26 protein-coding genes are annotated in these 23,670 nt (G+C 32.5%); 3 read left to right on the forward strand and 23 right to left on the reverse strand.

Translation table 11 applies throughout. The annotated features are described in order from the left end of the window. Positions 1-308 precede the first annotated feature (308 nt). Genes hisIE through hisG form a run of 8 tightly spaced genes read right to left on the reverse strand, consistent with a single transcriptional unit; the run spans position 309 to position 7,195 of the window. Complete coding sequence (gene hisIE / locus ABXT64_RS12175) at positions 309-899, reverse strand: bifunctional phosphoribosyl-AMP cyclohydrolase/phosphoribosyl-ATP diphosphatase HisIE (protein WP_443633207.1); 591 nt, start codon at positions 897-899, stop codon at positions 309-311. 9 nt (positions 900-908) lie between these two features. Continuing rightward, complete coding sequence (gene hisF / locus ABXT64_RS12180; RefSeq protein WP_443633208.1) at positions 909-1,661, reverse strand: imidazole glycerol phosphate synthase subunit HisF; 753 nt, start codon at positions 1,659-1,661, stop codon at positions 909-911. Next, positions 1,655-2,368 (reverse strand): 1-(5-phosphoribosyl)-5-[(5-phosphoribosylamino)methylideneamino]imidazole-4-carboxamide isomerase, encoded by a 714-nt coding sequence (gene hisA / locus ABXT64_RS12185; RefSeq protein WP_443633209.1) that lies wholly within the window; start codon positions 2,366-2,368, stop codon positions 1,655-1,657. Before hisA ends, hisF begins: the two co-directional genes overlap by 7 nt. Further along, a complete protein-coding gene (gene hisH / locus ABXT64_RS12190; protein ID WP_443633210.1) occupies positions 2,365-2,943 on the reverse strand; it encodes an imidazole glycerol phosphate synthase subunit HisH in 579 nt (192 codons plus the stop codon). Before hisH ends, hisA begins: the two co-directional genes overlap by 4 nt. Then, complete coding sequence (gene hisB / locus ABXT64_RS12195; protein ID WP_443633211.1) at positions 2,940-4,028, reverse strand: bifunctional histidinol-phosphatase/imidazoleglycerol-phosphate dehydratase HisB; 1,089 nt, start codon at positions 4,026-4,028, stop codon at positions 2,940-2,942. Before hisB ends, hisH begins: the two co-directional genes overlap by 4 nt. Positions 4,029-4,030: 2 nt before the next feature. Beyond that, the gene (hisC, locus tag ABXT64_RS12200; RefSeq protein WP_443633212.1) at positions 4,031-5,056 is read right to left on the reverse strand and encodes a histidinol-phosphate transaminase; all 1,026 of its coding nucleotides are present in this window, start codon (positions 5,054-5,056) and stop codon (positions 4,031-4,033) included. After that, the gene (gene hisD / locus ABXT64_RS12205; protein WP_443633213.1) at positions 5,049-6,338 is read right to left on the reverse strand and encodes a histidinol dehydrogenase; all 1,290 of its coding nucleotides are present in this window, start codon (positions 6,336-6,338) and stop codon (positions 5,049-5,051) included. The genes hisC and hisD overlap by 8 nt, the downstream gene beginning before the upstream one ends. Continuing rightward, positions 6,338-7,195, reverse strand: coding sequence for an ATP phosphoribosyltransferase (gene hisG / locus ABXT64_RS12210; RefSeq protein WP_443633214.1), 858 nt, complete (start codon positions 7,193-7,195; stop codon positions 6,338-6,340). The genes hisD and hisG overlap by 1 nt, the downstream gene beginning before the upstream one ends. A 401-nt stretch (positions 7,196-7,596) precedes the next feature. Here hisG and ABXT64_RS12215 point away from each other — a divergent pair, with 401 nt between their 5' ends. Continuing rightward, a complete protein-coding gene (locus ABXT64_RS12215; protein ID WP_443633215.1) occupies positions 7,597-8,208 on the forward strand; it encodes a DEAD/DEAH box helicase in 612 nt (203 codons plus the stop codon). 49 nt (positions 8,209-8,257) lie between these two features. Further along, positions 8,258-8,899, forward strand: a complete 642-nt coding sequence (locus ABXT64_RS12220; protein WP_443633216.1) for a thiamine phosphate synthase — start codon at positions 8,258-8,260, stop codon at positions 8,897-8,899. 72 nt (positions 8,900-8,971) lie between these two features. Here ABXT64_RS12220 and ABXT64_RS12225 read toward each other — a convergent pair whose 3' ends face one another. From ABXT64_RS12225 to ABXT64_RS12275, 11 genes are all read right to left on the reverse strand, one after another. Then, positions 8,972-9,925, reverse strand: coding sequence for a tRNA dihydrouridine synthase (locus tag ABXT64_RS12225; protein ID WP_443633217.1), 954 nt, complete (start codon positions 9,923-9,925; stop codon positions 8,972-8,974). A 38-nt stretch (positions 9,926-9,963) separates the two neighbouring features. After that, entirely contained in the window at positions 9,964-11,883 is a 1,920-nt protein-coding gene (locus ABXT64_RS12230) for an outer membrane protein assembly factor BamB family protein (protein WP_443633218.1), read from the reverse strand. A gap of 143 nt (positions 11,884-12,026) precedes the next feature. After that, entirely contained in the window at positions 12,027-12,596 is a 570-nt protein-coding gene (locus tag ABXT64_RS12235) for a hypothetical protein (protein ID WP_443633219.1), read from the reverse strand. Positions 12,597-12,665: 69 nt separating this feature from the next. Then, on the reverse strand, positions 12,666-13,061 hold the full coding sequence (locus ABXT64_RS12240) for a hypothetical protein (protein WP_443633220.1): 396 nt from the start codon (positions 13,059-13,061) through the stop codon (positions 12,666-12,668). 138 nt (positions 13,062-13,199) lie between these two features. Next, a complete protein-coding gene (msrA, locus tag ABXT64_RS12245; protein WP_443633221.1) occupies positions 13,200-13,691 on the reverse strand; it encodes a peptide-methionine (S)-S-oxide reductase MsrA in 492 nt (163 codons plus the stop codon). Positions 13,692-13,722: 31 nt separating this feature from the next. Further along, positions 13,723-14,106 carry a YHS domain-containing (seleno)protein gene (locus ABXT64_RS12250; RefSeq protein WP_443633222.1) on the reverse strand — a complete coding sequence of 128 codons (384 nt, stop codon included), beginning with the start codon at positions 14,104-14,106 and terminating at the stop codon, positions 13,723-13,725. Positions 14,107-14,153: 47 nt separating this feature from the next. Beyond that, positions 14,154-14,429 (reverse strand): glutaredoxin family protein, encoded by a 276-nt coding sequence (locus ABXT64_RS12255; RefSeq protein WP_443633223.1) that lies wholly within the window; start codon positions 14,427-14,429, stop codon positions 14,154-14,156. Continuing rightward, the gene (locus tag ABXT64_RS12260) at positions 14,429-14,920 is read right to left on the reverse strand and encodes a peroxiredoxin family protein (RefSeq protein WP_443633224.1); all 492 of its coding nucleotides are present in this window, start codon (positions 14,918-14,920) and stop codon (positions 14,429-14,431) included. Before ABXT64_RS12260 ends, ABXT64_RS12255 begins: the two co-directional genes overlap by 1 nt. Before the next feature lie 35 nt (positions 14,921-14,955). Next, positions 14,956-16,362, reverse strand: coding sequence for an FAD-dependent oxidoreductase (locus tag ABXT64_RS12265; RefSeq protein ID WP_443633225.1), 1,407 nt, complete (start codon positions 16,360-16,362; stop codon positions 14,956-14,958). An 8-nt stretch (positions 16,363-16,370) separates the two neighbouring features. Then, the gene (gene msrB / locus ABXT64_RS12270) at positions 16,371-16,829 is read right to left on the reverse strand and encodes a peptide-methionine (R)-S-oxide reductase MsrB (RefSeq protein WP_443633226.1); all 459 of its coding nucleotides are present in this window, start codon (positions 16,827-16,829) and stop codon (positions 16,371-16,373) included. 136 nt (positions 16,830-16,965) lie between these two features. Continuing rightward, positions 16,966-17,799 (reverse strand): helix-turn-helix domain-containing protein, encoded by an 834-nt coding sequence (locus ABXT64_RS12275; protein WP_443633227.1) that lies wholly within the window; start codon positions 17,797-17,799, stop codon positions 16,966-16,968. Between the two features lie 234 nt (positions 17,800-18,033). Here ABXT64_RS12275 and ABXT64_RS12280 point away from each other — a divergent pair, with 234 nt between their 5' ends. Beyond that, positions 18,034-19,797, forward strand: coding sequence for a serine hydrolase (locus tag ABXT64_RS12280; RefSeq protein ID WP_443633228.1), 1,764 nt, complete (start codon positions 18,034-18,036; stop codon positions 19,795-19,797). Positions 19,798-19,968: 171 nt separating this feature from the next. Here the strand turns inward: ABXT64_RS12280 and ABXT64_RS12285 are convergent, their stop codons facing one another. The 4 genes from ABXT64_RS12285 to ABXT64_RS12300 all read right to left on the reverse strand — a co-directional run bounded on the left by ABXT64_RS12285 (position 19,969) and on the right by ABXT64_RS12300 (position 23,657). Further along, positions 19,969-20,424 carry a KTSC domain-containing protein gene (locus tag ABXT64_RS12285; protein WP_443633229.1) on the reverse strand — a complete coding sequence of 152 codons (456 nt, stop codon included), beginning with the start codon at positions 20,422-20,424 and terminating at the stop codon, positions 19,969-19,971. Between the two features lie 122 nt (positions 20,425-20,546). Further along, positions 20,547-20,738, reverse strand: a complete 192-nt coding sequence (locus ABXT64_RS12290) for a cold-shock protein (protein WP_443633230.1) — start codon at positions 20,736-20,738, stop codon at positions 20,547-20,549. A 624-nt stretch (positions 20,739-21,362) separates the two neighbouring features. Then, a complete protein-coding gene (locus ABXT64_RS12295; protein WP_443633231.1) occupies positions 21,363-21,953 on the reverse strand; it encodes a fasciclin domain-containing protein in 591 nt (196 codons plus the stop codon). Between the two features lie 141 nt (positions 21,954-22,094). Further along, positions 22,095-23,657, reverse strand: a complete 1,563-nt coding sequence (locus ABXT64_RS12300) for a protein adenylyltransferase SelO (RefSeq protein WP_443633232.1) — start codon at positions 23,655-23,657, stop codon at positions 22,095-22,097. Positions 23,658-23,670 lie beyond the last annotated feature (13 nt).

The following is a 23,670-nucleotide window of genomic DNA, read 5'->3' on the forward strand; positions in this document are numbered from 1 at the left end:
TAAATAAATGGTGCTCTGTAAATTTCAGAAACAACAAATAATCTATAAATAATAAAGTATTATAGTACTTATATAATTCACACACATCATACTTCGCCCCTATCCTTCGTCAAGCTCAGTAACGTTTGGTAAAAAGAGTGTTTTACTCCTTACCACAATTTTTAATATTGTAGTAGTGAACCAACAAGTTGGTTTCTCGCTCCACTTCTATTTGATAAATAGGAATTCGTGAATCTTGAATGAGTATGGCTAACGCCTAATCTCATCCTTCAATTTAATCGCAAGGTTACTATTGTTTTAAATAGAACCTACTTAATCCTATCCATTAATGTCTTTTCAATATCATTCATTCCAAAGCCTTTTGCTTTCAAAAGTATTAAGTAGTGATACATTAAATCTGCAGCTTCATTTTTGAAAAGAGTAGCATCATTGTCTTTTGCTTCAATAACCAATTCTACAGCCTCTTCTCCTACTTTTTGAGCCACTTTATTAATACCTCTTCGATATAGTTGATTGGTATATGAACCCTTATCATTGTCATCAATTCGTTGGTTGATGGTTGCTTCGAGTTCATAGATAAATCCTTTAGGTGTTTCTTCTTTAAAACAAGAAGTAGCTCCTGTATGACAAGTTGGTCCCGAAGGTGTAGTTTTAATTAATAAGGTATCGTTATCACAATCTATTAGAATGTCCTTTACGGTTAAATAATTACCTGACTCCTCACCTTTTGTCCAAAGCCTGTTTTTACTCCTACTAAAAAATGTTACGCGTTGTTCTTTTTGTGTTTTTAAGAATGCTGCCTCATTCATATATCCCACCATTAAAACTTGTAAGGTATTGTTGTTCTGAATCACTACGGGTACTAACCCCTTAGGATCTTTGTTAAAATCTATTGTCATATCTTTTTTTTATCTGATGGCTATATGTTGTTCTTTTAAATAATTTTTTAATTCTGGTATTGGTATTTCTCCATAGTGAAAAATACTAGCAGCTAAACCTCCTGTGGTTTTAGTCTGTTCGAATACATTTTTAAAATGTTCTTTACTTCCTGCACCACCAGAAGCTATTACAGGAATATTGATTGCTGTACTTACTTCATTTGTTATTTCTATTGCAAAACCTGCTTTGGTACCATCATTATTCATTGAGGTTAACAAGATCTCTCCGGCACCTAATTGTTCAGCTTTCTTTGCCCAACACACCGTTTTTAAAGGTGTTAATGTTCTACCTCCGTGTACAAAAACCTGCCATTCATTATCCTCAAATTTGGTGTCAATAGCAACTACAATACACTGACTACCAAATTGATTAGCGATTTCTGTGATTAATGCTGGTCTTTTTACTGCTGAAGAATTTATACTCACTTTATCAGCTCCTGCATCTATTAGTTTTGCGACATCTTCAACACTATTTATTCCACCTCCTACCGTAAATGGTATATTGATTTCCTCAGCTATTTTTTTAACCAATTCAATTAAGGTTGAACGATTTTCAATTGTTGCAGTAATATCTAAAAAAACCAATTCGTCAGCTCCTTGTTTTACATAGTTCCTTGCTAAGTCAATTGGATCACCAGCATCTTGTATGTCAACAAAGTTTATCCCTTTTACCGTTCTCCCATCTTTAATGTCTAAACAGGGTATTATTCTTTTCTTTAACATAATTCTTGCAGTTGTTTTAAGGTTATATTTCCTTCATAAATGGCTTTTCCAAGGATTGTACCTTCACATCCTAATGCTATTAATTGATAGAGGTCATAAATACTAGATACTCCTCCACTTGCGATTAATTTAATGTTAGATTCACTCATTATTTCTTGATAAAGGGCATTAGATGCTCCAGCTAACATTCCATCTTTAGCAATATCTGTACAGATAACATTCTTAATTCCTTTTGCTTCATAGTCTTTGATGAAATCAATTACATCAATATCAGATTTATTTAACCAACCGTTGGTTGAAATCATTCGATTCATACAATCTGCTCCAAGGATAATTTTTTCTGAACCATAGTTAGTCAACCATTCTAAAAACTTACTTGGGTTATTTGCAGCAATACTACCTACAGTAATTTGTGCAGCACCACTATTAAAGGCTATCTCAATATCCTTATCTGTTTTTATTCCTCCACCAAAATCTACTATTAAGTTGGTTTTAGAGGCAATGGACTCCAAAATGTTATAATTAACAATGTGCTTAGATTTTGCCCCATCTAAATCAACAACATGTAAATATTTTATTCCACTAGCCTCAAATTCTTTGGCAACTTCCAGAGGGTTTTCGTTGTATATTTTTTTAGTGTTATAATCTCCTTTTGATAGCCTTACACATTTGCCATCTATAATATCTATTGCTGGTATTATTCTCATAATTCAAGAAAGTTTTTAAGTATTTGCTCACCGATATCAGCTGATTTCTCAGGATGAAATTGAGTAGCGTAAAAGTTGTCATATTGCATTGCTGCACTAAAGGGTTTTATATAATCACAAACAGCTGTTGTTTGTTCATTAATTTCAGCATAATAACTATGTACGAAGTAGACATTATCTTTTGGTTCTATTTTTTTAAACAAATCCCCTTCTATTTTCGCAAAGCTATTCCAACCCATGTGCGGAACTATATCTGTAGCAGGAAACTTCTTTACTTGGGTATTAAATATCCCTAAGCAATTAGTATTTCCTTCTTCTGAAAACTCACACATTAATTGTTGTCCTAAACAGATACCAAGCATTGGTTTTTTGATTGACAGTATTATTCTGTCTAACCCTTTTTCAATCATGTATTTCATGGCAGAACTGGCTTCTCCTACTCCAGGTAATATAACTTTATCAGCACTTAGTATTAGGGTTTCATCATCTGTAATTATACTCTCATAACCCAATCTTGTTAATGCATTTTGCACAGAGCTAATGTTCCCGGCATTGTATTTTATTATAGCAATCATAATGTTCCTTTTGTACTTGGTATTGAATAATTATCTGTTTGAGTTTTTGCCATTTTAATTGCCTTAGCAAAAGCCTTGAATATTGCCTCAATCTTGTGATGTTCATTCTCTCCTTCAGCTTTAATATTTAAATTACATTTAGCCGTATCGGTAAAGGATTTAAAAAAGTGCATAAACATTTCTGTTGGCATCTCTCCTACCATTTCCCTCTTAAAATCAGCTTCCCAAACTAACCATGGCCTACCTCCAAAATCAATACCAACTTGAGCTAAGCATTCATCCATTGGTAATAAAAAGCCATAACGTTCTATTCCTTTTTTAGATCCTAAAGCTTTTAAAAACGCCTCCCCTAATGTAAGTGCAACATCTTCAACCGTGTGGTGTTCATCAATCTCTAAATCCCCTTTAACTTCAACTTTTAAATCTATATTTCCGTGTTTAGAAATCTGTTCTAACATATGGTCAAAAAATCCTAAACCAGTTTTAAAAATCCCCTTTCCACTTCCATCAAGGTTCAATTCAATATTGATATCCGTTTCTTTGGTTTTTCTTGTGATTTGAACCTTTCTAGGCTCAGCTTTTAAGTTCAGATAAATCTCATTCCAATTGGTAGTTACTAAGGTTGCAATCTCATTGTTCTCCCCAATAAATATGCTTTTACTTTTTAAGTTGGTAGCTAATTCAATATCCGTTGCTCTATCTCCAATTACATAGGAGTTTGCTAAATCGTAATTGCCATAAATATACTTGTTCAATAATCCCGTTCTAGGTTTTCTTGTGGGAGCATTTTCTTCCGGAAAGTTTTTGTCTATGAGGATTTCACTAAATTCAATTCCTTCATTTTTAAAGGCTTGAAGTATTTTATTGTGCGCTGGCCAAAAGGTTTCTTCTGGAAAAGAATCCGTTCCCAAACCATCTTGGTTAGTTATCATAACCAATTCATAATCCAATTCATTTATAATTTTTGAAAGCCCTTGAAACACTCCAGGATAAAACTCTAATTTTTCTAAACTATCCAATTGAAAATCTACGGGAGGTTCAATTACCAGTGTTCCATCTCTATCTATAAATAAAACTTTTTTCATCTTTAAATCTCTTTAATTGCCTTAATTAATACCTTGTTTTGTTCAGGTGAACCCACTGTTATTCTTAAACAGTTTTTAATTTGTGAGGATCTATTCCTAATAATTATTCCTTTGGATCTTAGTGTTATAAATATCTTTTCTGAATCTTTAAATTCAACCAACAAGAAGTTAGCTTCTGAAGGATATACTTTGTTAACTGAAGGAATTTGCGATAATAGTTCAATCAGAATATCCTTTTCTGAATTTAATAGGTCAATTTGTTCCAATACTTTATTTCTGTTCTTCAGTGTTTTTAAACCTTCAATCTGACTCAACGAGTTTACATTGTATGGTGGCTTTATTTTGTTTAAAACAGTAATAAATTGTTCGTTTGCAAAGGCCATTCCTAATCGTAAACCTGCAACACCATAGGCTTTACTCATAGTTTGTAGTACAACTAGATTCGGTACTTCTTCAAGTAATGAAATGGCGCTTTCTGTTTTTGAAAAATCTATGTAGGCTTCGTCTACCACTACTACCCCTTTAAACTTTGAAGCAATTTCTTTAATTCTTGCTAAAGAATATACATTTCCTGTTGGGTTGTTGGGCGAGCAGATAAACAGCAAGCCTTTTGAGTCAATTACTTTTAAAATATCTGAACATTCAGGGATTTTAAAATCAGTTGTAAGGTTTATTTTAACCGTTTCAACGTTATTTATAGTAGCTGAAACTTCATACATACCGTACGTTGGTGGAAAGATGTAAGACTTATCTTCTCCTGGTTCGCAAAATGCTCTAAACAATAAATCGATTGCTTCATCACTTCCATTTCCAATAAAAATTTGGTTCATAGAGATGTTTTTAAGGGCAGATATCTCTGTTTTAAATGCTGTTTGATTAGGATCAGGATACCGATTGATTTCAGTTTCAAATGGATTTTCATTTGCATCCAACCAAATACTTGCCTCTCCTGTAAATTCCTGTCTTGCTGAACTATACGGAGCTAACTTAAACACATTTTTTCGGGTTATATTTTCTATATTAAACATTGTTTACATCTTTTAATCTTATGGTTACAGCATTTTTGTGAGCAAATAATTCTTCAGCTTCTGCCATTATTTCTATTGAAGGGCCAATTGCTTTTATTCCTTCTATACTTAATTTCTGAAACGTGATTTTTTTCTGAAAACTTTCTAAGGATACGCCGCTATAACTTCGTGCAAAGCCATTTGTTGGTAAAGTATGGTTGGTTCCACTTGCATAATCTCCTGCACTTTCACAACTATAATTACCAAGAAATACAGAACCAGCATTTACGATGTCATCTATATAGTCTGATGCTGAATCTGATGCAATAATTAAGTGCTCTGGTGCATATAAATTGCTAAACTTTATACAATCATTGATATTCTTTAAAAGGATAGCTTTGCTATTTAATAATGCTTTTTTCGCTATTTCAGCCCTTGGTAATTCAACAACTTGTTTTTCGAGTTCAATTAAACTTTGAGTTAACACCGTTTCCTTGTCTGATAACAATATCACTTGACTGTCAGCTCCATGTTCGGCTTGCGATAGTAGATCTGCAGCAATGTATGCTGGGTTTCCAGTGGTATCCGCTATAATTAAAACTTCACTCGGTCCGGCTGGCATATCAATAGCAATTCCACTTTGTTGAATCAACTCTTTCGCTTTAGTAACAAACTGATTTCCAGGTCCAAAAATCTTATACATTTGAGGAACGGTTTCTGTACCGAAAGCCATTGCAGCAATAGCTTGCGCTCCTCCAATTTTATATATTTTACTTATTCCAATTAAATTAGCGGTATATACTATTGCTGGGCTTACTTTTCCTTGTTTATTAGCTGGAGTGCATAGTATTACTTCTTTACAATTTGCAAGTATTGCAGGAATACCAAGCATTAATACGGTAGAAAATAGAGGTGCTGAACCTCCAGGAATATAAAGCCCTACTTTTTCTATACCAACAGCTTTTCTCCAGCATTGAACACCTTTTGTTGTTTCTATAATAGCCTCATCTACAAATTGAGCCTTGTGAAAGGCTTCAATATTCTGTTTTGCAATATTAATTGCTTGTTTCAGTTCATCAGTTACGAGTTGATTGGCGCTGTCAATTTCTGATTTGGAAACTAAAAACGTTTTTAAATCAACTTTATCAAATCTTTTTGAATATGATTTAAGCGCTTTATCGCCATTTAACCTAACATCATTTAGTATTGCCTGAACAGTTTGGTTAAGGTTGTCCTTATTAATAGTTTGTCGTTCTGTTAAGGCTTCCCATTTTTCTTGATTTATGTTTTTAAATACTTTCATTATAACACCATTTTATCTATTGGAACAATCAGAATACCTTCAGCTCCAGCATTTTTTAATTTATCAATAACATCCCATAATTTGGTTTCATCAATTACACTATGTAATGAACTCCAGCCTTCTTCTGCTAAGGGTAACACTGTTGGGCTTTTTAAAACAGGGAGAATTTTACTTACTTCAGCAATTTTTGAGTTGGGTAAATTCATTAATACATACTTAGTATTTTTTGCCCTTAACACTGCTTTCATTCTAAAAAGCAATTTTTCTAAAATCTGTTCTTGCTCTATTTTAATATTAGGAGATTTTGCCAATACTGCTTCCGATCTAAGAATCACTTTTGTTTCTCTTAATCCATTTTTAAACAGTGTACTTCCTGAACTTACAATATCACAAATACCATCTGCTAAGCCAATATTTGGTGCTATTTCTACTGAACCAGAAATGGTGTGTATTTCAGCATTAATATTATTTGCTTCTAGGAAGTTGTTTAATGTGTTTGGATAAGATGTCGCGATTTTCTTGCCTTCAAAATAACTCAATGAATCATCTTCTACTTCCTTTGGTACAGCAAGAGAGACCTTGCACTTTGAAAAACCTAGCTTCTCAACTATATCTAGATCATTTTGTTTCTCAATTAGAAGGTTTTCGCCAATAATTGCGATATCTACAACTCCATCCTCTAGGTATTGAGGTATATCTGAATTTCTCAAATAAAGAATTTCCAAAGGAAAATTTGGAGCTGTAACTTTTAGTTGGTCTTTCCCATTATCGATAGAGATACCACAATCTTTAAGTAGTTGAAGGGAGTCTTGATTTAATCTTCCGCTTTTTTGAACTGCAATTTTTAGTTTACTCATTTTTTTAATTATAAGTCTGAGTAAACTTTTAAGGTGATTATATAAAACAAAAAACCCGTCTGATTTACTCAGACGGGTTTTGAAATATTATTGATTTATACATATATCATCTCCTGCTCGCCTGAGGGCTAGTATGAAAATGATGATGATGTAGTTGTTTAAAATTCATTATTTGATTTCTTAATCAGTGACAAAACTACAGAGATTATTTTAATAATAAAAATTAGTTAGGTTAATAATTCAAAGCTGAATTATTTGAGGGAGACTTAATAGTCAGCTATTCACATTACACAGTAGTTTACTACTAGTAATTACTCGATAAAAAATAATTCCGTCCATTTAGTAGTATATTTGCCGTAGTAATTTTGACTATTACGCTAAATTTTACCTTTTTAATTCTTATGCCTTTTAAAAAATTACATCCCGATATACAAGAAAAACTAGAATCTCTAGAAATAATAACACCTACATCTTTTCAACGTAAAAGTATTCCTGTAATAAAAAGTGGTGCGAATGTCTTTTGTACGGCTTCAAAAGGTAGTGGGAAAACAACCACGCTTATACTTACTACCTTGCAAAAATTAAAATGTGAAGTAGTGGGAAATGCTCCAAGGGCTATAATTCTTGTAGAAAATAAAGATAGAGCCTTGGAGTTATATGATGCATTTTCATCATTTGCTAAATATAATTCCTTACGAGTGTATGCAAGCCATGAACATCTACATATTGATATGCAACGATCAGAAATTTTTGTGGGTGTAGATATTCTTATTTCCACTCCCAAGACATTGAATAAGTTGTTTTTATTAAATGGAGTAAATACTTCTCAATTAATGATGTTTAGTATCGACGACGCTGAGTTTCTAGTTCAACAATCAGCATATGCAGCGTTAATGTCTATTTCTGAAAGTGTTAAAAAATGCCAGTATGTATTATATTCAGAAAAAATGAATCCAAAACTAAAACGTTTTGAGTCTTATTTTATGGAACACTCAAGAATAATCACTGCCTGATTTATACGTTCTTATTTGCTATAATTCCCTAATAAAAAACAAAGACACGATGATCCCCAAACTACATTATATATCTCAAGGAAGTTCTCCAAAAGAACACCTGGAAAATATCCAAAATGCCTGTTCATCTGGTTCAGAATTAGTGCAATTACGTTTGAAAAATGTTTCAGAAAAAAACTATTTAAAATGTGCAATTGAAGCTAGAGAAATCACATCGCTTTTTCAAACCAGATTACTAATTAACGATCATTATAAAATAGCAAAAGAAGTTAAAGCAGATGGTGTACATTTAGAAAAAACAGGCTCCTGCCCTACTGTTGCTAGAAAACATATATACACTTGGCAAATTATTGGCGGAACTGCAAATACCTTGCAAGATTGCGAAACATTAATTGATAAAGAAGTCGATTATATAGCTTTAGGCCCTTTTAGGTTTGTATCAACCAAAGATATTGCACCTACCCTATTAGGTTTAAATGGGTTTACCGCAATAATAGAAGCCTTGAAAACTGAAACGCCTATTATTGGTTTTGGAGGCATCACTACAAAAGATGTTACAGCAATATTAGAAACGGGTATACCTGGAATTGCGGTATCTGAAGAAATTACTCGCGATTTTAATACCGTTAGAATATTTAATCAATTACTAAACGCATCCTCAACAGCAGAGCAACGATATACGTTTAAATAAATTAGTTGGACTTAAGAAAATGTACAGTGTCCCTTTTTTAGCTAACTACCAATTTTTGAATTTATGAATCAACTATATTGATTTCTCGCTGTTTAATATTTCTTTTACAGCCTGTTGATATCGTATAGGATTGGTTGCTTTTTTGATCTTTTTATAGGTTTTTTGTGGATTGGAAAAAGAACGTGAAAAGTATTCCCAAAAACCTAACATCTTCATTTTTATAGGGGTTGGACCAGATAAAGCAGCATCGTATTGTTGGTAAATTTCGTTATGAAATGCTTCAAACAATTCCCAACGATTCTTAGGATATTCAGACGTATTATTTTTTATCATACTTGGCAAAAACGGATCAGCAATTAAGCCACGACCAATCATAAAATGATCAATACTAGGGAAACGCTCTTGCATTTTTTTAAACTGTTCTACATTCGTTATATCGCCATTATAATATAGTTTGTGTTTTGCTACATCTATACATTTTTGAAATGCCTCTAAATCAACACCTCCTTTGTACAATTGTTTTCCAATACGGGCATGGATAGCAATGTTTTTTAGTGGATATTTATCTAGAATAGGAAAAGTGTGTAGTATTTCTTCACTGTTTTCGTAGCCCATTCTCATCTTCATAGAGACCAAAATATCAGTTTCACTGTGAGCGCGTTGTAATATGGCATCTATTTTATTTGGATCACAGATTAAACCTGAACCCATTCCACGATTTGTAACCATTGGATATGGACAGCCTAAATTCCAATTAAGTTCTTTATAACCAAACTGTTGCACGTATTTAGCAACAAATAAAAACTCTTCAGCATCATTTGTAATTACTTGCGGTATCACTTCTAAGGTAGTATTGTGTTCTGGCAATAAATCACGTTCGTAGGAGGATTTAACTTTCATTTTACCATTTAAACGAATATAAGGCGCATAAAAAGTATCGATACCACCAAAATATTTGTTTTGTGCATTCCTAAAACGAAAATCGGTAAAACCTTGTAAAGGGGATGATAAAAGTGTAAAACTCATAGTTTATTTAGTCATAACTAATTCAATGGATGTCCAGTCTATATTTTTGTGATAACAATTGTTTTCTTTCCAAAGGAATATATAATTTCCTCTATTTGATCTATTATAAAATCAGATTGATTATTCGTTGTTACCATAATGTTTTCTTCTTTTCCTGAATCAATATCCAAACGTAAAATTTGGTTTGTTTCGTCTTCGCTATTAGGCACAACAATAATCATTGTGTTATTATCTTCTTGTTCTTTTTTTAAGCGGTTAAAAATATTTTCAAGATTACTGCCTAAGCCCAATGAATTTAAGGTTTTATATTTATCCCTGCTGCTTTTATAATCATTGTAAGTACCATATAAACTAGAAACAGTACCTGTAGCAAAGCCAATATCTTGCGAAATCAATACACTTTTTGCCGTTTCGTTTATTTGATTTGAAACAAAGCCGACCCCAGCTTTATAGGTGCTTAATCCACGCCTACCCCAATACAAGGTATTGTTGAAAAACGCTTTTTCTTGGATGGAAGCATATTCCTTTTTATATATTAAATCTCCTGAAGTCTCGAACAAATAAAACCTATTGTTCTGATGTAAAAAATAACCATTCTCTCGTATTTTTAAAGCTGGAGCTTCTCGTCCAAAATCGAACGTATATAGTGACGAAGGTGTTTCTGTTGCTTTACTATTGAAAATATACAGCTCATTATCATTATACACTGGAAATTGTTCTTGGGTTTCATCGTACCACACTTGATAGTTTTGCTCATCCAGCTTGAGGTTTCTACTAAAAAAATCAGCATCATTTAGGATTAAATCTTCTGCCCATATTTTGGTGCCATCTTCAAGAGTAACCACATTTACAAAAGAAGGTGTTAGATACATTGCATGCGATTCATTACTGAAAATATGAATAGGAGTTTCGCTACTGGAATAGCCTATTCTTACTGGATTTTCCCAGACTTTTTTACCTTCGGTATTTACCTTAGTTAAAAACTTTTCTTGTACTACTAAATACCCGTCGATTACTGGAGTTATTTTTTTAATAAGAGGCAATGACTCTGATTTTTCCCAATGTTTTTCTCCCGTTTCAGTATTGATAATATTGAATCCTTTGGAAGTAATGGCAATCAATCTATCGGTATCGATAACTGTTTCAACAAGGTTTCCTAAAATGGTTACTGGTGTTTTCCAAACCTCGGTCATAGATTGAACTGATAGCGCAGAAATTGCCGTTTCATTATTAAGTTTTTTTAACTTGATACTATTTGAAAATACAAACAAGGTATCTTTATTTAATGTGATTGATTGCACCCCATTTTGTTCAAAAGCTATGGTTCCTGTTTTGCGATCTATTTTCAATAAATGCCTGTTTTTCAACCAAATAATATTCTGATCCGTATCTAATAAAATTTGTTCTTTATCAAACAAAGACCCTTTTACTCGTTTATAAAAATTGTTTTGAGTTAATTTGGTTTCCCATAGCTTATTTCCTGTTTCATAATTATATAAGCCAATCTCCAACTCATCATTCTTTATACCGTCGACTAATACTGCCTTCAGTTTTGGTATTAATAAGGTATTATTTACAGCTACAAAGTCTTCTTTTTCTGAATTAAACAATATTTTTCCAGTCGTTACATTAAAAAGAACCCTAGAAACACCTTTAGCTCCAAAAGCATTTGAGAGCAGACTAGAGTTAATTAATGGCTTCTTTTCAAAAAGAATATAGGGTGTAAAAGGAATTTCCTTATAAGAAAAGAAATCAATTTTTTTAAGTGCTTCATTTTTCCAAGCTATTTGTTGATTATCAGGGTTTATTCCATACACTGCAGCTTTCGTTTTAATTAAAACCGTACCTGTGTAATTATTTATTAGTTTTCCTTTTATTTTATTTTTTAGTGTTACTTCTTCTTGTGAAAAAAGAGTAAAACCACAAAGCAAAAACAGAAATAATAGGGCTTTTTTCATTCTTGTGTTAATTGGTTTTGTTTTATAGGTTTTCTAATGAATAGATGATTCCTGCAATTTACTTTTTAAAAAGAAATTACAGAAATGTAATTGAAAATATATCTAAGTAGTTTTAAAAAATATAGCTCGAAAAAATCTAAACTTTAATCCTTCCAACCCCAAGGAGCCTCAGGTTCAGGAACAGATTTAGTAAGATCCATCACCACTTTAAAAATACGATCAGTCCCTAATCTTTTTAAATTATAGGTAAATGCTTTTTCGTCAATGGTGATCCACCATACATTCGTCGCTGCGGCAGGTATTATTTCTTGTGTATGAACATCTGCAGGGAAAAACTGGATGTCTGCTTTACCAACATTACTCGCGGTACCTCCATAAAAGTTAATCTCATTTTCGGTTCCATCTTCGTGGCGGTGGTCGTGTTTTAGTGTAATTATACCTTGATCCATTGTTAGAATCCAAGTTCGTGATTTATCTTCCCCAACATAGAAAGGGATTTTCATCTCATTATCACTACACCCTCTAACGTGCATAAGCAGTTTCTTTCCTCCAAAGGCCTCATCTTCTTCTGGCAATACCAATATTCCTTCAAAGGCTTTACCGCAATGTGATTTTAAGACATTCCAAAAGGTTTCCGAAGGATTTTCTTCTTGGGATAGTACTGGGAAAGCAATTAAAAATATAATCAGATATAATGCCTGTTTTAGTGTCATAATGAAGTATTTGTTATGATCTCAAATGTATGGAATAAAGGAGAATTAATTAAAATCAATTTTATTCATCTAATTCATGTTTTTCTGATTATTAACAAACTGATCTTTTCTAATTTTTACAGCTCGAAAGGCATAAATTATTAGTAATGTAATAGAAATAAAAACAAAGATAGTTCCAACATATAATGTGATGCTTGGAATATTTATTTTTGATTCACTTTCAAAAATAACTCCTAAAATACCTGATAGCACATAACTTCCTGTTGCTAAATACAACATGGCGTTTGCTCTAGTTAACAAGCCTAATTGCCCTATTTTACGTGCTGAAATTTCATGTTGAAATTGCGTGCATTTTTGAGACACAAGATTATTTATTTCTGCACTTAAACTTAGCATTTGAGTTACAGTCGATAAAATTAACATTCCTAAACCAGGAATAATTGTTATAGGTAAGTACCAGTTCATAATTCTTCAGTTTCAATTCCAAATAATTGTTTTCTTTCTTGACAATAAAGATCTGCATTTATTCTAAAGGATTTTAATTTTATTAAATCTCTTTAAGAAAATTAAACGACTTAACCTTTAAACTGTTAGCAAAAGATTCTAAATAAAAGCACCAAATCTTTCAAAGTGACAAGTATACCCATTTGGTTTTCTTACTAAGTAATCTTGATGATTAGGTTCTGCTACCCAAAATGTTGAATAGGGTTCTAAAGTTGTCGCAGCATTAGCTTCCCATCGTCCGGAGTCATTTACTATTTTAATGATTTCTTCAGCGTCTTTTTTCTCTTCTTCATTCTGAAAAAATATTGCAGATCGATAGCTTGATCCTACATCATTTCCTTGTTGATCAACCGTTGTTGGATTGTGAATTCTAAAGAAATAATCTAAAATATGTTTAAATGATGTTTCCTCTGTATTATAGGTTATTTCAATACCTTCGGCATGTCCAGGATGATTTGCATAGGTTGGGTTGTCATTAATTCCGCCAAGGTATCCAACTTCTGTATCTACAATACCTGGCCTTACTCTAAAAAGGTCTTCCATTCCCCAAAAACAACCTCCTGCTATATATACTTTTTTGTGATTTTTCATTTGTATAATTTTTTAATTATTAATTTTAATATTATATGAGTTTTCCCCATTCAATTTCAGCTCGTTTTTTATTTTCAATAGGATTTATATTCCACTCGTCTTTTGTGTCTTCTTCTTCATCTTTGTAAAAAACATGCAAGGCTCCATTTTGAACTAAAGCACTATGCGGATTTGCTGGGACAAGACTTCCTTCACTAATTGCAATAGAACAATAACCACCATATTTAGGTGCATACTTTTCTGGAGTCATATCGAACGTCTTCTTGTTCTCGATAGATTTAAACTGGTAGATAGCATCTTTATAGGAAGAGTTAATGTTTTCATTTCCCATAGTTGTTATTCCATCATATACACTTAAAGGATCATGCCCTTTAAGCGCTTTACCATTTTCTAAAAATTGTGGTTCCTTTTTCATATTAATAAATTTTATGTTTAATTATGTATCTTTAAATGAGTGCTATTTTATAGTTTCGTTAATCTACTCGGAATTAATTTATTTAACCACTTTTCTAATTCTTCTTTATAGGGATTTCTCAACTTCTTTTTACCAATCGTTATAGTTGGGAAATTAAGTTTTCTATTTTCATAAAGACTACGCAATTCTTCGGCATAGGATTCATTGCTTTCTACATCCAAAAATTGATATGGCAATTTCGTTTTATCCAACAAAAGTCTATAATAATTCGATTTATGACACCCAGTTGCCCCGTATAATTTTATAATTGGAATTACATCCATTAGGAAAGTGTTTTTAAAAATTCGATTGCAACAATCGGATTTAAATGAAAGTCACTAAACACCACATTATCATGTGTATCAATAAACAAAAACCAGGGGGTACCACCTGTTTGATAATTTGTCATAATATTGGAACGTGATTTCCCATCGTCTCCTGCATCGTGACCAAATGGTATTTGTAAATCATATTTTTGTTGAGTTTCTGCTATCTTCTCAAAAGTGTTCTCGTCATAGCCTTCAAAAACAGTTTGTACCGCCAAAAACACCACCGTATCATTTTCTTTTAATGCATCAACCATTTCCTTTAAATCTGGTAAACCTTTACTATGGCAACCTGGACACCAACTTTGAAAACAATATAACACCTTAAATTTACCGTCAAAGTCTGATAATTTTAAAGATTCTGTCTTGTTTCCTTTAGCATCAATCCATTGATTAACATTAAATTCTGGTGCTTTAAACACTTGTTTTTGTTCTACATTATTTGACATTATAATTCTCCTTTCCTTTTTATAAATGAGTGTGTTTATTTTAAATAATTTCTAATTCCATAACTCGCTAAAACGCCTTCGCCTGTTGCCGCAGCAACTTGAGCAATTGCGCCTTCCCTGCAATCTCCAGCGGCAAATATTCCTTTTACGGAGGTTTCAGCTAATCCAGAGGTCTGAATAAATCCATTAGAATCAAGTGCTACGAAATTTTTAAAAGACTGAGTGTTTGGTATGAGTCCAATAAAAATGAATACGCCATCTGATTCTAACACAGATTCTTCATTTGTAGCATTATCTTTTATTTTTAAGCCTTTAAAATTTTCATTTTCATCTGAAATAAACTCTAAAGAAGTTTTATTCATAAATGTTGAAATATTATCAATTGTTTTAAGCTTTTCTACATAAGTTTCCGAAGCAGTAAATTTTTCTGAACGATGTATAATTTTTACACTCTTAACAAAACCTGCTAAAAAGATACCTTCTTCCAATGCAGAATTTCCACCTCCTACTACAATTATATCTCTGTCCCTGTAAAAAGCACCATCGCAAGTAGCACAAAAATGAATTCCTGAACCTATGAGTTCTTCTTCATTTGGAATGCCTAATTTTCTATAGGTTGAACCTGTAGATAGAACAATTGTTTTTCCCAAGTAGGAAGTACTTTTTGTTTTTATTGAAAACAAATCATTTTGCTTTTCTATAGCTATAACCTCTTCGCCTGTCTTAATAACAGCTCCATAAGTTTTGGCTTGCTCTTCCATTTTCTCCATTAATTTCGGGCCTGAAATGGTTTGAAACCCAGGGTAATTTTCAATTTTTTCAGTTAAAAATGCATTTCCGCCAATAGTAGATTTTTCAAGAATTAAGGAATCAAATCGATCTCGTTGTGCATAAATAGAAGTTGTTAAACCTGCAGCTCCTCCTCCTATAATGACCGTATCGAAAATTTTATGTTCCTTTTCTACATTGATAGACAAAAGTTCAGTTAATTTTATATTATCCGGATTAGTATATGCAATTCCATCTAATAATATCGTTGGAATAATTCGTTTTCCTTTATTAATTTCTTCAACTTTTTGAGTTGCCCAATCGTGTTTGTCGACATCGATAAATTGAAAATTAATACCATTATCCCTTAAAAAGCTTTTTGCTCTTCTGCAATCCGGACACCAATCGGCACCAAATAACTGAAGCGTTCCAGTTTCATTTATTCCTAATAGAGATGCAAGCTTAACATTGTCTGGATTAGTATAAAATTTGCCTTCTATAATGATAGTTGGAATAATACGTTTACCATTATTTATAGCCTCCACCCTTGCCGTAGCCTCTTTATCTAAATCTACGTCAACAAATGTATACTCTATGTTGTTTTCTTGCAAGTAGGCTTTTGCTCTTCTGCAATCTGGGCACCAATCGGCTCCGTAAAGTAGTATCTCTATCATATTTAAATTTATTTAATATTTATTTTTTGTTCGAGTTGCATAGACTCTGAATTTATACAATAGCGTAAACCACTGGGTTCTGGGCCATCGGGAAATATATGCCCTAAATGTGCCTCACAGGTATTACACATAACTTCTACGCGTACCATACCAAAGGCTGTATCTCTTTTGTATTTTATAGCATTTTCCTTAATTGGCTGTGTAAAGCTTGGCCAGCCTGACCCTGAGTCGAATTTAATAGTAGAATCGAACAATGGGGTATTACAACAAATACAATTGTATTGCCCTTCATCATAAATACTACAAAGCGCTCCAGTATGAGGACTTTCTGTTCCCTTTTGTCTTGTTATTCTGAATTGTCCTGGCGTTAATTCAGCTCTCCATTCATTCTCTGTTTTTTCAACACGCCTGTCTGGTGTTGGATTTCCTTTTACGGAAAAGCTAATCACTTCTTTCCAAGTAAGCATAAAATTGGTTCCTTTCTTTAGTTATAATTATTAATAGTACAAATGTACCATTCTAATAGGGTAACTAAGATGTATGAATTACCTAATGAATTGTACTTTTTTCCTTAAAAAGACTAAAAACAAATTTAATAAATATTTAAAGTGTTTTTTTGAAATGAATGGGTGAAACACCAACTTGGTTTTTGAAAAATTTTGAGAAATGAGCAGCTTCAGAAAAGCCTAAACCAAATGCAATTTCTTTTGAAGGTTTTTCTGAAAGTAACAAAAGTTTTTTTGCTTCTAAAACAATACGGTCATTAATAACTTGCAAAGGTGTCTTATTATTGAACTTAGAAAATAGATTGGACAAAGTTTTTGGAGATTTGTTTAGTAAATCAGCGTATTCGGAAACTTTATGCTTCTCTTTAAAGTGCTCCTCTACCAGTAAATTAAATTGCCTAATAATATCAAGTTTCGATTGTTCTATTGTTGGGTCAATAATTGTTTTCTTTAGAAGCCTTACCGATTTTATAATCAATCTTTTAAGAAGTACTCGAAGCATTTCACCCTGGATATGATCGACATTTTCAAACTCTTCTTCAAGAAGCATAAAATGTGATTCAAAACTTTTTCGTTCTTTTTCAGATAATGCCACCATGGTCGGAGCAGAAGAGCCATTAAATAAAAATCCATTACAAGACACCTCATGGTCATGATCTCTAATACAATAAAATTCTCGATCAAAGATTAAAGAGGTAACACCTTTTAAAAATGGTTCAATTTGAATCATATTAAGTGGTGTACAAAATAAAATAGAATCTTTTTTTAATGGCATTGTATAACCATCGACGCCGATACTAATATCATTATCCTTAACCCAGATAATTTTATAAAAGTCTCCTTCTCCTAATCTAGATTCGAATGATGCACAATTAAAGTCTGTTAATATCAAGTTGCCCTGCAAAGGCGCTTTTGAGTATTTATAATTCATTTTATGGGTTTCAACTTTTTAAATATATCAAAATTTATTGATTAGTTCATTTCTAAATGATTTATCCTGAAATCGAAGATTCACCCTAGCTAATCAATTTCAGTAACAAATAACTCATTATAAGATAATTGTGATAATTATTGGTTTATTTTGTAACTTATTGTGTTAATAAATCGTCAAACCCTAGTAATTTAGAAATTAACAACAATCAAAAAATCAATCAAAAAACCAATTATGAAATCAAATTCAAACCATTCATTCTTCAAAAAAGGCATTCTAATGCTTTTTTTATTATCAATCAGTGTAATGAGTTTTGCTCAAACGAAAGTGGAGCAAATTGATGAACTTATCAATACTTATCAAGAGTACGGTAAGTTTAATGGCTCTGTTTTAGTATCAGATCAAGGAAAAATTATTTATAAGAAAGGATTTGGTATGGCAAATATGGAATGGGATATTTCAAACAAAGCCAATACAAAACATCGTTTAGGCTCTATCACCAAACAATTTACAGCAATGCTTATTTTACAATTAGCCGCTGAGGGAAAATTAGATTTACAAGCACCTATTACTACTTACCTACCAGACTATCCAAAAGCTGCGGGCGATATAATCACAAGTCACCATTTACTTACCCATACTTCGGGAATACCAAATTATACTTCTTTTCCTAAGTTTATGGCAGATGAAAGTCGTACTCCATATACTCCCTCAGATTTTGTAAAAAAGTTTGATGGAAAGGAATTAGATTTTACACCTGGCGAAAAATTTAGTTATAGTAATTCTGGGTATTTTCTTCTCGGTGTTATAGTTGAAAAATTATCTGGGAAAAGCTATGAACAAATGCTTGAAGATAAAATTTTTACTCCTTTAAATATGAAAGAAACAGGATATGATAATCATGGTGATATTTTAAAAAATAGAGCTACAGGCTACGAAAAAGAAGGCGGAGCGTATATAAACTCTAGGTATTTAGATATGACTATTCCTTATGCCGCGGGTTCTATGTATTCAACTGTGGAAGATTTATATAAATGGGATCAAGCTTTATATACCACGACTATTTTATCAAAAGAATATATGGCGATGTACTTTAAATCGTATATATCTGCTTTCGGTAACGCTGATTATGCGTATGGCTGGGCTGTTGGTTATGAAAAAATAGGAACCTCTACCGATAGCATTTATACTATTGGACATGGTGGTGGAATTAACGGTTTTAATACTAATATTTCTAGAGCAACTTCAAATAAATCTTTGATAGTGCTTCTAAATAATACAGGTGGAGCTCCACTAAACGACATGACAAGAGCCATTCGAGGTATTATGCATGGAAAAACATACGATATGCCTAAAAAGTCAGTTGCTGATGCGGTAATGGCTGTTATTGAAGAAAAAGGTATTGATGCTGGTATATCACATTTTAATAGCATTAAAGATGATGAAACGTATAGCTTAAGTGAAAGGGAGATGAATAATGTAGGGTATCAACTTATGGGTTCAGAAAAAGTAGAAGAAGCCTCTAAAATATTTCAACTTATTATTGAAGAAAATCCTACCTCTTCTAATGCCTATGATAGTTATGGGGAAAGTTTAATGAAATTAGGAAAAAAAGATCTTGCCATTAAAAATTATAGAAAGTCGGTAGAATTAAACCCGAATAACCAAAACGGAATCGATTTTTTAAAGAAATTAGGTGATGATGTAATCGATTTGGTAAAAGATGTAAAAGTATCTGATGCTATTTTAGAAATATATATAGGTGTTTACGAACTTCAGCCAGGGTTTACACTTACGGTTACCAAAGAAGGAAACCAATTAAAAACGCAAGCTACAGGACAAGATGTATTTGATATATTTCCGAAATCTGATACTGAATTTTATTTAAAAGTTGTGAATGCACAATTGGTCTTTAATAAGAATGATACTGGCGATGTAGATAGTATGACGCTTTTTCAAGGCGGACGTGAAATGATCGGTAAACGTTTAGAGAAATAGTATAATAAATTTTATTATAATGAAATAAGCCCTTTCCAACATTGGAAAGGGCTTATTGTTTATAGTGCAATTAGTTTTGACAAGAACTTGTCTTTCCGTGTTTGACAAGGAGACCATTTTTATGATAACTATGTTGTGGATCCTTAAACGAGTTCAGGATGACAAGCACAATTAAGCATGCGCTTCTTCTCTGGTTTTTTTAGATTTACGGTAGGTAAATTTTGGGTAGATGCTACGTTTTGCAAAACGATTCAAGTTTCCGCTATTGATCATTTTAAGGTAGATGGGTTTTGTTACTCCAAAATATTCGTAGGTAGTACCATCGGTGTAGCTAATTTCTAGTAAAAGCCCTTTATGCTTATAATCTTCTATACCTGCATTCGTAATTGTTTCGGTATATTCAGGTAAGTTTTTTTCTTTGGTTTCTGGTGCCATACTTACCAAGAAGTGATAGCCATCTATAATAGTACGGCTTTGTACTTCAGCTTCTTGCTTTAATGCATCATCGTCTTGAAATTTATCTGGATGCCATTCTTTTACCAGATTTCGGTAGCTTCTTTTAAGTAGTTTAAGATCGATATCTTTTTCTACTCCAAATAATTTCTTGTACTCGTTGATGCGTTTCATAATCCTGTATTTTTTTACAAGGCGCGAAAGTACTCTTAATTAATTGATTTAGTTCGAAAAATAAGCTAATAAAAAAGCCCGTCGGTTAGGACGGGCTTTCTTCGAAATATAAAGATATATGTTTAGTTCACTTTTACGTTTACTGCGTTTAATCCTTTGTTTCCTTCTTGAAGGTCAAATGTAACTTCATCGCCTTCTCTAATCTCGTCGATTAATCCAGAAATGTGTACAAAGTGGTCTTTTTCAACTCCTTCTTCAGTGATGAATCCAAAACCTTTAGCGTCGTTGAAAAATTTTACTGTTCCTTTACTCATTGTAATGTAATTTAATTATTAATACTTGTTATTTTGCAAAGATAGTGCCATTTAATAACAAATCCACCTATTTGTGCAATTATATTTTTTTTATTTGTTTATAGCTATTTTTAAAGGTGTTTAAATATGGAATGCTAGTACTAATACAATAGGTTTAATGCATTTATATCATCTAAAATATAAACTCTCCGTGCAGCTATTGTTTTAGACAATTCGATGAATGAGACTCGATTAAGTATATAAGGTCAATTACTTATAGAGGAATTATGAATTTGTTTATGAAGAAATTTAGGGTGATAGGAATAAAAAATTATTGTTAGTTTCAAAGTCTAGTAATTAATATATGAACTAATTATCAAATTTTAAACCGTTTCATCATTATTTTTTAATGGTTATTTGCGGCAGTTATCCTGCGCAACATATTTAGTATTAATAATTAAATAGCTACTAAATTAATTTAATAAAGAGATAAATCAATAGGGTTTTCACCCTTTAGTGTAGAGGGTTTTCACCTATTTGAATCTGAACTATGTAAGAGGAAAAATATAAAAGAAGATTTTAGAAATAAAAAAAGCCATTACGTTCTGTAATGGCTTTCTTTCTATAAATCAGTGTTAGCGCTAATTATTTAGGCATAACCACTGTATCTAGTGCATGAATTACACCGTTAGATGCTTGTACATCGGCAATAACAACCGTAGACATTCCTCCGTTGGCATCAGTTAAAATAACCTTACCATCCATAAGAGATAAATCAATACTTCCTCCTTGAACTGTTGTTACTGTAAACTTTCCATCGTTATTTTTAATCGCTTCTATTACCGCTGCAGCTTCAAATTTTCCTGATACTACATGATAAGTCAAAATACCTGTTAATGCATCTTTACTCTCTGGTAATAATAGACTTGCTACAGTTCCTTCTGGTAATTTTGCAAAAGCATCGTTTGTGGGTGCAAATACTGTAAATGGACCTTCACCGCTTAGTATTTCAACTAGACCTGCAGCCTTAACAGCAGCTACTAGTGTAGAAAAAGCTTCGTTACCTACTGCTACACCTACGATATTTGGTGTCGCTTGTTCAACAACTTCTTTAACAACATCTGCTTCAGTTGATTTCTTTGCTACTTCTTTTGTAGTTTCTTTTGTTCCTTGACCACAAGAAGTGAATACAATTCCTGCAATTAACATTAGACTCAATACTTTAATTTTTCTCATAATAAGTTATTTTTATAAATACCTTACAAATATACAATGAATACATGTCTGTTTAACTTATTTAACAAATAATTAAACAAAATAAGTTTTCAACTACAATTGTAGAACTAAAATTTTATAATATATGATGGAATAGGAGTTTTAAGAACTACAGGACAACATAGAACAGCCTGCTTTATGTCTTGCCCAATCGGGACGTTTAACAAACCATTTCTCGTTTTCTGGTTGTTCATTATATGGTTTTCTAAGCAATTGAAATAATTCATCAATTAACTTATAATCGCCTTTATCAGCATCATCTATAGCTAATTGCGCCATATAATTACGGAATACATACTTAGGATTTACATGATTCATGTTCTCTTTTCGTTCTTCGGAAGTAGCATCTTCTTTCTGTAAACGTTCAGCATACTGCATAAACCAAGAATTCCATTGTTGTTTTATGGAATCTGAAACTTCAGTTAATACATAAAAAGCATCCTTTACGATACGCAATCCTTCTGAAGGTTTTTCCGAAGAGAAATCACTTAAATTTCTAAAGAAAATAGTCATATCCGTTTCTGTTAATTGCAGGGTCTCTTCTAAGTTTACAATTAATATGGCATCACTTTTTTCTTCTGAAAACAAGCCTAATTTGCTTCGCATCATGCTTAAATTCTGCCTTTCTGCTTTCTCATGATAGGAATGTAAAAGACCTTCTAAGCCTTCTGTTTCTCCAATTAGTGGATAGATAGCATTTGCCAACTGAAACAAATTCCAAAGACCAATCTCCAATTGTGCTCCATATCGATAGCGTTTAAATTGACTGTCTGTAGTATTTGGAGTCCAATTATGATCATAGCCTTCCAGCCAACCGTAAGGTCCATAATCGATCGTTTGTCCAAGTATGGACATATTATCTGTGTTCATCACCCCATGCACAAAACCAACACGTTGCCAATGAATAATCATTTCTAGGGTATTATTTAAAACCGTTTCAAAAAACTGTAAATAGGTTTCTTTAGAAGGCTTTCCTAAATGCGAAAAATGATGTTTAATTGTATAATCTACCAGTGTTTTTAATGTTTCTTCATCCTGTCTTGCTGCCAATAGTTGATAATTTCCAAAGCGTAAAAAACTTTCCGAGACTCTGCAAACGATTGCTCCTTTTTCATAGGCTGCATTTCCATCGTATAACATATCTCTCAATACCTCATCTCCAGAAAGTGCTATGGACAGCGCTCTGGTGGTTGGAACTCCTAAATGATACATTGCCTCGCTACACAAATACTCTCGAACAGAAGACCTCAAAACGGCTAAACCATCTGCGGTACGGGAATAAGGTGTTTCCCCTGCTCCTTTTAATTGTAAGGTCCAGTGTTTATTATCATGTTTAACTTCGGCTAAATTAATAGCTCGACCATCTCCTAATTGTCCTGCCCAATTACCAAATTGATGTCCGCCATAGCACATCGCATAGGGTGTGGTATTCGGCAATTGACTATTACCTGTAAATACATTTAGGAATTCTTTACTTTTTGCATCTTCTTCAGATAAACCTAAAGCCGAAAACATCTCTGGAGAAACATGCAACATTTCAGGTGTTTTCGTTTTTTTAGGGCTAACATAAGAGAAACAAGCCTCTTTTACCTGTCTTCTTGAATTGTCAAGAACTGAATCTGCTGGTAATTCTTTCGTAAATCTATCTTCTATATTAAGTTGCATGATGTTCTCTTTC

It is taken from the genome of Candidatus Marifrigoribacter sp. Uisw_064 (assembly GCF_047730175.1).
In the GTDB taxonomy this organism is placed as follows: domain Bacteria; phylum Bacteroidota; class Bacteroidia; order Flavobacteriales; family Flavobacteriaceae; genus Marifrigoribacter.

Bases quoted from the DNA above. Each gene is read 5' to 3' on its own strand.
- hisB (WP_443633211.1), bottom strand. From the start codon at position 4,028: ATGAAAAAAGTTTTATTTATAGATAGAGATGGAACACTGGTAATTGAA.
- hisF (WP_443633208.1), bottom strand. From the start codon at position 1,661: ATGTTAAAGAAAAGAATAATACCCTGTTTAGACATTAAAGATGGGAGA.
- msrB (WP_443633226.1), bottom strand. From the start codon at position 16,829: ATGCTTACTTGGAAAGAAGTGATTAGCTTTTCCGTAAAAGGAAATCCA.
- ABXT64_RS12255 (WP_443633223.1), bottom strand. From the start codon at position 14,429: ATGGATGTAATTCCAATTATAAAATTATACGGGGCAACTGGGTGTCAT.
- ABXT64_RS12220 (WP_443633216.1), top strand. From the start codon at position 8,258: ATGATCCCCAAACTACATTATATATCTCAAGGAAGTTCTCCAAAAGAA.
- ABXT64_RS12240 (WP_443633220.1), bottom strand. From the start codon at position 13,061: ATGAACTGGTACTTACCTATAACAATTATTCCTGGTTTAGGAATGTTA.
- ABXT64_RS12295 (WP_443633231.1), bottom strand. From the start codon at position 21,953: ATGAGAAAAATTAAAGTATTGAGTCTAATGTTAATTGCAGGAATTGTA.
- ABXT64_RS12285 (WP_443633229.1), bottom strand. From the start codon at position 20,424: ATGAAACGCATCAACGAGTACAAGAAATTATTTGGAGTAGAAAAAGAT.
- ABXT64_RS12280 (WP_443633228.1), top strand. From the start codon at position 18,034: ATGAAATCAAATTCAAACCATTCATTCTTCAAAAAAGGCATTCTAATG.
- ABXT64_RS12290 (WP_443633230.1), bottom strand. From the start codon at position 20,738: ATGAGTAAAGGAACAGTAAAATTTTTCAACGACGCTAAAGGTTTTGGA.
- ABXT64_RS12260 (WP_443633224.1), bottom strand. From the start codon at position 14,920: ATGTCAAATAATGTAGAACAAAAACAAGTGTTTAAAGCACCAGAATTT.
- ABXT64_RS12215 (WP_443633215.1), top strand. From the start codon at position 7,597: ATGCCTTTTAAAAAATTACATCCCGATATACAAGAAAAACTAGAATCT.
- ABXT64_RS12275 (WP_443633227.1), bottom strand. From the start codon at position 17,799: ATGAATTATAAATACTCAAAAGCGCCTTTGCAGGGCAACTTGATATTA.
- ABXT64_RS12230 (WP_443633218.1), bottom strand. From the start codon at position 11,883: ATGAAAAAAGCCCTATTATTTCTGTTTTTGCTTTGTGGTTTTACTCTT.
- hisD (WP_443633213.1), bottom strand. From the start codon at position 6,338: ATGAAAGTATTTAAAAACATAAATCAAGAAAAATGGGAAGCCTTAACA.
- ABXT64_RS12235 (WP_443633219.1), bottom strand. From the start codon at position 12,596: ATGACACTAAAACAGGCATTATATCTGATTATATTTTTAATTGCTTTC.
- hisC (WP_443633212.1), bottom strand. From the start codon at position 5,056: ATGTTTAATATAGAAAATATAACCCGAAAAAATGTGTTTAAGTTAGCT.
- ABXT64_RS12300 (WP_443633232.1), bottom strand. From the start codon at position 23,657: ATGCAACTTAATATAGAAGATAGATTTACGAAAGAATTACCAGCAGAT.
- ABXT64_RS12265 (WP_443633225.1), bottom strand. From the start codon at position 16,362: ATGATAGAGATACTACTTTACGGAGCCGATTGGTGCCCAGATTGCAGA.
- hisA (WP_443633209.1), bottom strand. From the start codon at position 2,368: ATGAGAATAATACCAGCAATAGATATTATAGATGGCAAATGTGTAAGG.
- ABXT64_RS12250 (WP_443633222.1), bottom strand. From the start codon at position 14,106: ATGAAAAAGGAACCACAATTTTTAGAAAATGGTAAAGCGCTTAAAGGG.
- hisH (WP_443633210.1), bottom strand. From the start codon at position 2,943: ATGATTGCTATAATAAAATACAATGCCGGGAACATTAGCTCTGTGCAA.
- msrA (WP_443633221.1), bottom strand. From the start codon at position 13,691: ATGAAAAATCACAAAAAAGTATATATAGCAGGAGGTTGTTTTTGGGGA.
- hisG (WP_443633214.1), bottom strand. From the start codon at position 7,195: ATGAGTAAACTAAAAATTGCAGTTCAAAAAAGCGGAAGATTAAATCAA.
- hisIE (WP_443633207.1), bottom strand. From the start codon at position 899: ATGACAATAGATTTTAACAAAGATCCTAAGGGGTTAGTACCCGTAGTG.
- ABXT64_RS12225 (WP_443633217.1), bottom strand. From the start codon at position 9,925: ATGAGTTTTACACTTTTATCATCCCCTTTACAAGGTTTTACCGATTTT.